The organism is Campylobacter sp. RM15925 (assembly GCF_012978775.1).
In the GTDB taxonomy this organism is placed as follows: Bacteria; Campylobacterota; Campylobacteria; order Campylobacterales; family Campylobacteraceae; genus Campylobacter_A; species Campylobacter_A canis.
The window spans coordinates 1-10883 of the sequence record NZ_LIWP01000023.1 but is presented as its reverse complement, the minus strand read 5'-3'; the positions used below and the strand labels follow the sequence as shown (position 1 = coordinate 10883).

Annotated in this window: 11 protein-coding genes; 8 read left to right on the top strand and 3 right to left on the bottom strand. The window is 35.4% G+C overall.

Annotated elements, in window-relative coordinates; genetic code table 11:
- The 5 genes from CDOM15925_RS09770 to CDOM15925_RS09750 all read left to right on the top strand — a co-directional run.
- Nucleotides 1-773: heterodisulfide reductase-related iron-sulfur binding cluster (locus CDOM15925_RS09770; RefSeq protein ID WP_211436733.1), on the top strand; the 773-nt coding region annotated here is incomplete at its 5' end.
- The gene (locus CDOM15925_RS09765) at nucleotides 770-1195 is read left to right on the top strand and encodes a C-GCAxxG-C-C family protein (RefSeq protein WP_169943221.1); all 426 of its coding nucleotides are present in this window, start codon (nucleotides 770-772) and stop codon (nucleotides 1193-1195) included. The genes CDOM15925_RS09770 and CDOM15925_RS09765, both read left to right, overlap by 4 nt.
- Nucleotides 1196-1215: 20 nt before the next feature.
- Nucleotides 1216-2598, top strand: coding sequence for an SLC5/6 family protein (locus CDOM15925_RS09760; protein ID WP_169943220.1), 1383 nt, complete (start codon nucleotides 1216-1218; stop codon nucleotides 2596-2598).
- A gap of 729 nt (nucleotides 2599-3327) precedes the next feature.
- Nucleotides 3328-3858, top strand: coding sequence for a HipA N-terminal domain-containing protein (locus tag CDOM15925_RS09755; protein ID WP_169943219.1), 531 nt, complete (start codon nucleotides 3328-3330; stop codon nucleotides 3856-3858).
- On the top strand, nucleotides 3783-4910 hold the full coding sequence (locus tag CDOM15925_RS09750) for a HipA domain-containing protein (protein ID WP_169943218.1): 1128 nt from the start codon (nucleotides 3783-3785) through the stop codon (nucleotides 4908-4910). Before CDOM15925_RS09755 ends, CDOM15925_RS09750 begins: the two co-directional genes overlap by 76 nt.
- A gap of 223 nt (nucleotides 4911-5133) precedes the next feature.
- On the opposite strand, the gene CDOM15925_RS09745 is transcribed toward CDOM15925_RS09750, so the two are convergent.
- A complete protein-coding gene (locus CDOM15925_RS09745) occupies nucleotides 5134-5469 on the bottom strand; it encodes a tyrosine-type recombinase/integrase (RefSeq protein WP_349644349.1) in 336 nt (111 codons plus the stop codon).
- Nucleotides 5470-5487: 18 nt separating this feature from the next.
- Between CDOM15925_RS09745 and CDOM15925_RS09740 the strand changes: the two genes are divergently transcribed.
- The 3 genes from CDOM15925_RS09740 (at nucleotide 5488) to CDOM15925_RS09730 (ending at nucleotide 7558) form a co-directional block, all read left to right on the top strand.
- On the top strand, nucleotides 5488-6462 hold the full coding sequence (locus tag CDOM15925_RS09740; protein WP_211436732.1) for an FAD-dependent oxidoreductase: 975 nt from the start codon (nucleotides 5488-5490) through the stop codon (nucleotides 6460-6462).
- Nucleotides 6459-6743: a ferredoxin family protein gene (locus tag CDOM15925_RS09735; RefSeq protein WP_169943216.1), complete on the top strand. Its 285-nt coding sequence runs from the start codon at nucleotides 6459-6461 to the stop codon at nucleotides 6741-6743. Before CDOM15925_RS09740 ends, CDOM15925_RS09735 begins: the two co-directional genes overlap by 4 nt.
- A 143-nt stretch (nucleotides 6744-6886) precedes the next feature.
- A complete protein-coding gene (locus CDOM15925_RS09730; protein ID WP_169943215.1) occupies nucleotides 6887-7558 on the top strand; it encodes a TetR/AcrR family transcriptional regulator in 672 nt (223 codons plus the stop codon).
- Between the two features lie 102 nt (nucleotides 7559-7660).
- Here the strand turns inward: CDOM15925_RS09730 and CDOM15925_RS09725 are convergent, their stop codons facing one another.
- Both CDOM15925_RS09725 and CDOM15925_RS09720 read right to left on the bottom strand, forming a co-directional pair.
- The gene (locus CDOM15925_RS09725) at nucleotides 7661-9289 is read right to left on the bottom strand and encodes a tetratricopeptide repeat protein (RefSeq protein ID WP_169943214.1); all 1629 of its coding nucleotides are present in this window, start codon (nucleotides 9287-9289) and stop codon (nucleotides 7661-7663) included.
- 185 nt (nucleotides 9290-9474) lie between these two features.
- Nucleotides 9475-10883 (bottom strand): autotransporter outer membrane beta-barrel domain-containing protein (locus CDOM15925_RS09720; protein WP_169943213.1); only part of this gene is annotated, 1409 nt, incomplete at its 5' end.

Sequence of the window (10883 nt, the reverse complement as noted above, 5' to 3'; positions counted from 1 at the left end):
ACGAGATAGCACTAAATTTGCGTGCTAAAAATCCCAAGCCTTTTAAGTATCTTAAATTTTTAAAATCACCATATATTTATGCAAACAATTCACCAAAAAAGAGTCGTGAGCTTATGTTTTTTGGATGTAATTTCCCCGCTTTTTTACCAAGAACAACTCGTAAAATTATTGAAATTTTTGAGCCTTTAGGGATTGATTTTAGTATTGATTGTTGTGGAAAGCCTCTCTTTGAGGCAACTACAAAGTTTGAAGATACAAAAGATCATTTAAACAAGCTTTTTGAGCAAAAAGAGGTTGAAACGCTGATACTTGCCTGTCCAAATTGTTACCACTTCTTAAAGGATAAGGTTGATATAAAACTTAAAACTATTTATGAGAAATTTGAAGAACTTGGGTTAAACCGCACGATAGAAGAAGAAGCGCATATGTTCTATCCTTGCCCTGAACGCATTGAAAAGCCTATCTTTGAAAGTTTTAAAAAATACTTGCCAAATGTTAAAAATAGTTTTAAGAATGTAAATTGTTGCGGGCTTGGAGGATTGGCAAAGTCAAATGAAAAAAGCATAGCAAACGGGTATTGCCAGATGATAAAAGATGAGCAAACTCCAAATGTTTATACTTATTGTGCAACTTGTTCCCGGAATTTTCAGCGTAACGGCATAAAAAATATAAAGCATATTGCAACCGTAATGGCTGGTGTAAATGAGATGCCAAGCACTAATTATGTAGCAAATGCTTTAAGTCTTAAATTTTACAAAAGGGGAAGAAAATGAAAAATAGAGCAAAACTTGAAGTTACAGAAATAGCAAATAAGTTTAGCCAAATAAACTGTGCTCAGATATTATTTGAAAGATACGCGCAAGATATAAATATGGATCCAAAAGCGGCTGTAAATTTAGGATCCGGTCTTGGTGGTGGATTAAGAGAGGCTTTGACCTGTGATACATACCTTGCTAGTGTATTGATTTTGGGTGCAAAATTTGGCGGGGATAAAGAGAAATTTGAAGCCAAGTTATCGGAATTTAAAGAAAAATTTCAGCATAAATGGAATTCAAAAATTTGTAAGGAAATTTTAGGTTACGATTTAAGCAAACCAGAAGAGATGAAAATAATTCAAGAAAAAGGGCTTTTTGGAACAATTTGCCCCTGTGTTGTAAAAGATTGTATTGAAATATTAGATGAAATAATAGAATAAAATTGTAAAAAGGAGATTTTATGGAGCAATATACAGGAGCCTTTTTTTGGGGGTTCTTAATCGTTTATGGTGTAGTGATGTATATTTTTTCGCCAAAAGCTAGGAGTGTAGGTTCGTTTTTTAGAGGCGAGAGTGTGGATGGGGCTAAGGTCTCACCGTTTTTGCTGACAACTAGTATTTTTATAAGCTGGATTTTTGCAAAATCAGTGACAAATGCTGCGAATTTAGGAGCTAGTTACGGTATTGTTGGTGGTGTTGCGTATGCTACATATTGGCTTTGTATACCAATAGCAGGTTTTGTAATCTTTAGACTTAGACGAAAATTTGGTGCAACAGGCTTAGTGCAGTTTTTAACTAGTAATTACGGTATTGCTGCTAGCCTTGCTTTTTGTATAGCAATACTGATTAGGCTTTTTAATGAAGTATGGAGCAATACCGCGGTAGTTGGAGGATACTATGGTGATAGTGGCAGTACACCATTTATACTTGCGGCATCAATATTTACATTATTTACGCTTATTTATTCAGTTAGGGGAGGACTAAGAGGATCGATTGTAACCGATATAATTCAAGCATTGGTATTTACAGTTGCTACTCTTTGGGTTATTATGACTATATTGCCAAAACACGGTATAGTGGAGCTGGCAAATACTGGAAAATGGGCATTAAATGGTGGTGTGGATCTACTATTAGTTGCTATTTTGCAGTTAGTTAGCTACCCATTTCATGATCCGGTACTTACTGATAGAGGTTTTATTAGCGAAGAAAAAACTATGTTAAAAAGCTTTATAATATCAGGTATTTTGGGTTTCTTGGCTATTTTGATATTTAGCTTTATAGGTATTTACGGGACACTTGAGGGGATTGCTGCAAAAGGAAATATACCTGCCGAACTTGCTAAGACTATGGGATTTGGTTCGATGTTTTTAATGACCGCTGTTATGATAGCTGCTGCAGGCTCTACACTAGATTCTACATTTTCTAGTCTTTCAAAGCTTGTAGGATATGATATACCATCTATGGCAAATAAAACTATTACAAATACTTCTATCAAAGTGGGCATTATTTCTATGATACTTTTTGCAGTTTTTGGAAATTTACCTATGATAGTTGGCACGGACATACTTAAGGCAACAACAATCAGTGGTACAATGGTAATAGGACTTGCGCCAGTATTTTTACTGCACGGAGTCGTAAAACCTACTAAGCTTGGATTTCATATTAGTTTTTGGCTAGGAATAGGACTAGGTGTAGCATATGCTTTTAATGCGAAATTTTTTCCTGATTTTATAGCAATAGGCGATGGAAAGTATGCAATGCTACTAGGTATAAACTTGTACGGACTCATACTTTGTACGCTAGGATATATTTTGCCAGGACTTGCTTGCAAATGTGGTAAATAAATTTACACAACCTGTCTTTATTAGTGCGTATAAAAAGACAGGTTTCTCCTAATCAATTTAATTTACATAATTTAATCAAAATCGCATTAAAGAATTATCTTAATAATTTAAATTTGACTTTTCAGATAAAAAGCATCATCGCGTTAAATTTATACAAGCCTATTTATTTACATAACTACTACTGTAAGCTACTATGTAGCTTGGTTTTTTAGAGAAATTGTATCCAAAGAGTGATAAAAGTTCGGGCTTTACGAGAGGATAATCGTAAAAGACTTTAATCTAATTACCGGTTTAAGTTTATTCATTTTTATATCCTGTGTAATAATTATAACAATGTGGTTTATTGAAATAAATATTGTAAGGTTATTATATATTGATAAAAACAAATTTCGCATTTTATAAAAACCGCCTAGTTATTTTTAATAAAAATAAAGGCGGTTTTTATCATATTTTTCTTTGATTATCAAAGAAAAATATTGCCCGTCTGGCAAGACCTTACAGCACTATCAATTAGATAGTGCTAAGTAAGTTTTAGCACTATGGTGCTAAAACTATATTTATGGATAAAACTTTATGCTTATTCAACTGTTTAGATTTGTTTTTTAAGACCAGTTTGTTGATTACCATATCGTGCAGATAGCGCATATGCTTAAGAATATATTAATAATAGTTACCCTATACTTATCGTGCAGCTTGTGCATATATATAAGATTATATTAAGGATATAGAATGAATCAAGTATCCCTAGAAATAGTAAGAATTCTAAAAAATAGCAATACATTACTTACAAGATTACAGATAGAAAAGAATATCCAGAGAGTATCAAAAAGAACCATCCAGAATGAGCTAAAAAAGCTAAGCGAACTAAAGCGAATAAGAGTAGTAGGGCAGGCTTCAAGTACGGCTTATGAAATTTCAGACGAGTATTCTAATTTTGACCATCGTCTATTTATTTACCAAAACCAAATTTTAATAGGCTATTTGGGCTATGATTACGAGAACTATTACTTTGCTTATGATACTGATTTTTTGCTTGGCGGTAGATATGGCGTTAAATTTGAGATGCCGATTAATTTTAAAATTTATACGAGCAAGAGTTGCTTTGTGGATTTTGAGGAGTCGCTACCTGAGGGAATAGATAGAAAGATATTAATAGATAAAGCCAGTAACGCTACAGAGTTTTTTTGCTACTGCATAATGACTATAGCAAGAACGATCTTGTATTTTCGCCAAGTGCTTTGGAATTTGGTCGTGAAGTAAAGTCTCAAAGTTATCTTTCCGGGAAAGATAAAATTTTAGGTACTAATACTTTTCCTAATATTCTAAAATACGATGTGGATATAGATGATGTTTCGCTTTTCCCAAGTAAATTTATGAGCAATAGCGAAGAGATAAAGCATGTAAGAACTATGAGTTTATCAGGCTATCAGCATAAACTTCAAGTAGTAGTAAAGGATAATACAATACGAGTGGCTAAAAATGAAGATAATGCGAAGTTTTTTATCAAGCCATACGATACGCTAAAAGCCGATGAAAATAGCGAATATTACTTTCCACATATTGCCATAAACGAGCATTTGCATATGAGCTTTGCGAAAAATGAGCTAGGCTTTGATGTGCCTATGAGTGGAGTGTTTAAAAGAGAGCAGGATAAAGAGTATCACTACTTCATAAAGTATTTTGATAGGATCGGCGCTTATAAATTTCAACGAAAAGAGTTTTCTACTTTTATGGGGTTAAGTAGTGAGAGTAAATATAAAGCCTCATCTGAAAAGCTATTTGATATGGCGGCTAAGATACTGCCAAACAGTGATGATAGACTCAGAATGATTGAGTATTATTTTTATTCGTTTCTTATTAGACATGAGGATATGCATACGAAAAACATATCGGTTATTTACGATAATGGCAAAATTTTGCTAGCCCCTCTTTATGATATCGCTTGCACTGGCTTTTATGAGGGTATCAAAAACCACGAGTCGCATTTAAGTATAAATGGCAAGCAGACAAATATAAGATATAACGACTTTATGGAAATAGTAAAAAGAGCTAAGGTTGATAGAACTAAGTTCAATAATTCAGCTAAAAAAATAGTAGAAATCTATATAAAAAAGATGCCCAAGTATATCAAAAAACTAGAAAAGCTTGATGTGCTGGACTTTTACAAAAAAGATAGAGCCAATGCTGAGGATAAAAGGATAAATATAAAGGCTAAAACTACGCTTTCAGAAGTGATGATGAGGTACTTTGAGCAAAGATGTGAGACTCTAAAAAGAAATGGGTGGTTTGAGAAGTTAGGTATTAATGATTAATTATGTCCTGCAAAATTTTAAACCATTCAAATTTTTCAATTAAGATAAGGTAGTCATTATTTTGATTAAAAAGCTTATTTAATAGTAGTTACAAGATATTTTGAATAGTTACTAAATTTGTTGCCTAGTTTTAGAATTCGTTTAATACTCATATAAAGTCTCTACCATCTCTCCGTCCGCTATCTGGCATTAGTTTCGCGTATCTTAGAGTATGATTGATATCCTAGTGGTTCATTAGCTTTTTTATCGTTAGTATCGGAGTGCCTTTTATAGCAAGATGCGAAGCGAACGTATGCCTAAGGGTATGAATAACTACTCTATTGGTTGCGTCGCTTATATCTAAATTTTGATTAAAAAGCTTATTTAAAAGTGGTTGTAAAACATTTTGAATAGTGGCTTTGGGTTTATTTACTAAAAAGTCGTTAGGAGATATGGTGGTATAAATTTGATTTATCATTTCTAATGCTCTTTTGCTTAAAAATCCAGTATATGTGCTCTTTGTTTTAAAATCGCCAATAGTAACTGACTTAGTCGAAAGTGACAAATCCTTTTTCTTAATATTTAAAACTCCTATTCAATGTTAAGGGTTAAATTTGACGCTTGGCTAGGGGAAAAAGCCGAAGAAGCCGGCGCAAGTATCATAACGGGAATTCGCGTAGATGATCTTATCAAAAGAGACGGCAAAATTTGTGGTGTGATAGCAGGCGGAGAAGAGATGGAGGCTGATACGGTCATACTTGCCGATGGAGCCAATTCTACCATATGCTCCAAATACGGGCTTGGCGTTGAGCTAAATTCTCATACCTGTGCCGTCGGAGTTAAGGAGATAATTGAACTTGGCAAAGAGCGACTTGAAGATATATTTAATGTAAATGACAACGAGGGAGTGGCTTGGTTGTTTGCGGGGAGCGCAAGCAATAACCTAATGGGAGGAGGATTTTTATACACAAACGAAACTTCTATATCGCTTGGAGTGGTTTTTGGGTTGCATAACTCACATAAAAGCTCTATGAGCGTACCACAAATGCTTGAAAATTTTAAAAACCATCCTGCTGTAAAACCGCTTATAAAAAACGGCAAAACTACCGAATACTCGGCTCATATCGTGCCTGAAGGCGGACTTGGAGCGATAAAAAAACTAAGCGATAGCGGCGTCATAGTAGCAGGCGATGCGGCAGGTCTTTGTCTAAATGTAGGCTACTCCGTTCGCGGTATGGATTTGGCCGTGCAAAGTGGCGTGGTGGCTGCAAATACTATAATAAAAGCCAAGCAATCAGGCGATTTTAGCGCAAATTCTATGGCGGAATACGATAAAGAGCTTGAAAATAGCTTTGTGATGAAAGATCTTAAGCTGTATAAAGATCTTCCAAAATTTTTAGATAATGAGAGAATTTTTAAAGATTATCCAAAGATGATGAGTGGAATCATGCGCGATTTGTTCGTAGTTAAAGGTGCCAGCACACCGCTTAGAAATAAAATTTTGCCTCGTATGAAAGAGGTCGGGTATATGAATTTGTTAAAAGATGCTTATAAAGGGGTAAAATCGATATGAACAGCGTAAATGTAGATGCAAAATTAAGTCTTGATAAATTTTTCGTAGATGAGAGCAATGCTCATATAGAGCTAACCGAAGATATCGATATGAACGAATTTGCAAAGCTTGAGATAGCGTGCCCTGCGGGTTTGTATAAAAGAGATGAGAACGGAAATACTCATTTTGATTATGCAGGATGCCTTGAATGCGGAACTTGTAGAGTGCTTTGCGAAAAAAATATTATTAAAAAATGGGAATATCCAAACGGAACATTTGGAGTAGAGTATAGATTTGGCTAGGATTTGGTTTGAAAATTTATTTAAGCTTATTTTTACTTCATATTAAGTTTAATTATCTAATAATTAAACTTTAAAATTTAATAAAATAGAGTGATAAAAATATGAGTAAAGATGAAAGAAATAAAATAAAACGGGCGCGCATGATGAAGTATTTTATTGATGCGGCAAATCAAATAATAGAAAAAGAAGGGGTGCGTGCGGTAAACATAAGAAATACCGCACACCTTGCTGGGTATTCAAGCGCTACGCTTTATAATTATTTTGACAATCTTACGCATTTGGTGTTTTTGGCTACTTTTGATCAGCTTGAAACTTACAATAAAGCGATCTCAGCCTGCATAGCCGAATGTAAAAATTCTATAGAAGTTTATATGAGAGTTTGCAAATGCTTTTGTGATTATTCCTATGAAAAACCTGAAATTTACGAGCTTTTGTTTTTTGCTCATAATGACGGAAAATTTGATAACTATATAGAGGAGTATTATAAGCTTTTTCCGAATAAAGCGCACAAAAAGTTGCCTGAATTTTTAGGCAAGATGTTCCGCTCGAACAATCTTCATCAAAGAAGCTATTCTATGCTTGAAAATTGCATAAAAGACGGCTATATAGACGAGTTGAACGTAAATGACTTTAACGATATCTGCTTAAGGTTTAATAAAACCATACTTCAAGATGTAAAAGATGAAATTCTATCAAAAGAAGAAGCCACAAGCATGACTTTAAAATACTACTATCAACTTTTTCATTGCTATATAAACAAAGATTACAAAGATCTGCTTGATGATTGTTATAAAAAAATTGTAAGCGAGATATGAATAAAGGCGAAATTTAAGGCGTTAAAATAGAGCGGCTGAGGTAGTTTCGCTTTATTTTATTTTTTGATAAAAACAAATTAAAGCCACAGATAAGCTTTGGCTTTAATTGAATTTATACTCCACAACTCCGCTATCGGTGCCGTCTTTGAAATACACTCTAATGACAACTTTATTAAATTTATGATCCACTTTGAGTAAATTTTTATCGCTATCCCTGCTATATGGTTTTTCTAATACGGTATTTACATCGTCAGAGTCGATGCCGTACTCTATCTTTTCTATGCCGTCCGCATAAGAAAACAGGTGTGAAAAATATAAATAATAGTTTGTATCGCCCTCTATCCAAGGCGCTCTGCGTGACTCTTTAGTAAACCAATAAGCTTGAGTTTGTTTAAGAATTCTTATGTCGTTTTGGGCTTTTGGATCTAGAGTTTCTCCGTCTGCGGTTTTGTTAAACCACTTATACTTAAAAATTTCACTCTCTTTTCCGTTTTGATCTATGTATTTAAACTCTATAAATTCTTTTACGCTATCAGCTTCATTTGAGATACTAACCAGCTTTTGCGGTATTTTTTTGCCGCTATCTTGGTATGTCATTGCATCGATATAGCCGGTACTTATAAAATCACCTTGCCCGTCTATCCTATAAAAAATTTCAGCCGGCTTATCTGCGATGTTAATGCTTAGTTGCCAGGACGAATTCGTGTGCATTCTATCTACCGAAATGGGGTTTTTAAAGACGCTTTCATCTATCTTGTCAAGTTCCGCTTTACGCTCTTTTGCATATTTTATTTGAGAGTCCAGCTCCTCTTTGTCGATAAAATATTTTGCCAGCTTGCCTTTGTCGTTTAGTTCTAAAAATTTGCTGATGTAATCTTTTTCAAACTTTTTATCATTAAGGCTTTGCTCGCCTAAAACAGCTTTTGAATGCTGCCTGGCTAGCTCGTAGTAAGCGGGCGCGAAGTCGGGATTTTCTTTAATAAAATTTAAAAGATATTCTCTTTTTTCTTTCGTATCGTCTAAAAGTATCCTTGCATATCGGTCTACTTGGTGTATGCTTGAGCCGAACATATCGTTATAAAGCTCTTTAGCGCCGGCTCTTCCCTCTTGAATTTTTAAAAATTTTTGAAATCTTATATGCGGATCAAGCTTATGATCATCAAAAGCAAAATACCTAACGTAAGCTTTTCTTGCATTTGCATAATCGCCGTTTAGTTCGTAAATTCTGGCATTGTGATAAAATTCTTGCGCTGTTTTAGGGCTTGGGACTATGCCGCTTTGTTTGCCGATACCGTCAATTAGCTTATCTATCTTTTCATCAACTGTTTTAACCGATGTTTTGATGTCTGCGGTGTCTTTTTTTATCTCAGATATGTCCTGGCTGATGATTCCAAGCGATTTTTGTATATCTTCTAAAATTGGGATGGACGCTGCGAAAAATCCTTTCTCTTCTCCTTGATCATCAATCTTTTGCAGTCCATACATGGCTCCTGTCGCAAGTACGGAAAATACGGAAAATACTATAACGGGCAATACTCTTTCTCGAAGGCTTGATAGAGCTATATATGCCAAAAACAACACGCAAGTTACGATAATGCTTGCAAAAAACAGATACTTGCTAAAAGGAGCAAGCGGTTGGCATACGTCCGAGAAAAATCCCATCACCGTAGCAAGAACGCCCGCCCAAATTTTATTTTTGCCAAAAATTTGCTGTAGAGTATAATTTATCATCATAATCCTTTTAAAGAATTATCATCTGACCGATTTAATCTATTTGTGATCAATATTATACATCTCTTCGGCAATTTTTCAGCTAATAGTTTGGCGGGTAAAATTTGCGGATGAAATTTATATAAGCGGCATAAGTGAAACCACAAACACTCTGGAATTTGTAAAGCGTTTGTGGTTTTAAAATTTTATAGGTCGGTTGAGATATTTTTATCTATATTTATGATTACCGTTTCTCCGCTCAATTCGGTTGAATACTCCTTAGATGAGCCGTTATCTTTACCGGTCCATGTTGAGCCGCCTGTATCAGATACCGTATCATCGTTTCCGCCTTTTATGGTAAGGGTCTCATCTCCGTTAGCCTTATCTATGTCTAAAACGTCTTTTGCGGTTATATTCATTTTTGCGCCATCTACCGCTGATAGATCGATAGATTTTATATTTTTATCGGCATATGATAAATTTGATAAATCTATAGTTTTATCGCCTTCCATGCTATTTATGATTAGATTTCCGTCGTTGTTCGTGGCGGTGATTTTAGTATCCTTGCCTGAACCCAAAATAGCGCTTCCGGTTATAACCGCTCCGTCTTGAACTATGAGAGTATCGTCATGATCGCCTGTCCTTATATTTTTTACCGTAGTATAGGCGTCTTTTATGGTTATGTTGTCTTTGGTGTGACCGCTGGTGATTTTATCGGTTACAAAATTATAAATTGTACTGATCGTATTTACGTTGGAGCCTCCTTGGACGATTATGTTTTGCTCTCCTTGAGTGGCGTAAGCAAACAGTCCTCCTTTAACTACTGCTTGATCATCAACCAAGATATCTGAATTTCCGTTACTTTGTATTCCGCCGACATTGGTGTCTTTTCCCGTTACGACCACGCTTCCGTCGCCTGTATTTGCGCTAACGGCATGATCTACAGTAGCTCCGCTTTCTACTCGTATGATATCGTTTCCGTCGTGCCCGGCAACGCTAAACGCTTTTGTTCCTTTGTCTTTTATAGTAATGGTATCGTTGCCTTGCCAGCCTGCTACGCCAGCGTTTAGAGCATGCGCTCCACCACTTAAAGTGATGTCATCATCTCCGGTTCCGCCTGTTATAGAACCTTCTAGCTTCAGTTCAGGAGTGGTTAGCTTTTCTCCCACCTTAGTTCCGGCGCCATCTACTACTATAGTGTCTTTTCCGTCGCCTCCAGATACTTTATAATATATTTTAGAGCCTGAATTGACGTTAATAACATCATCTCCACCTTTAGTATTTATGTTGTCTATCGTGGAGTTGGTTACGGTCACTTTATCTACGCCTGTAGCTGAGCCTAGTATATCGCCTTTTACGGTAGAATTTGTAACATTAATTATTTGATCGACTTTATCTCCATGTATATTTGTATGTATATTTCCTTGTATAGTCGCTCCATCCGTTACATTTAGCTCCATTCTGCCTGCCGTGCGAACTCCCCTGTCGTTTTGAGCTAAATTTAAATTCGTTCCTATTATAGTAGTTGCGCCTGAGATGTTGATTGCTTCAGGTGTTCCGCCGTCCACGCCACCGGTGCTTACTCTTGCTCCTACATCGGCTCCATCTTTTACGG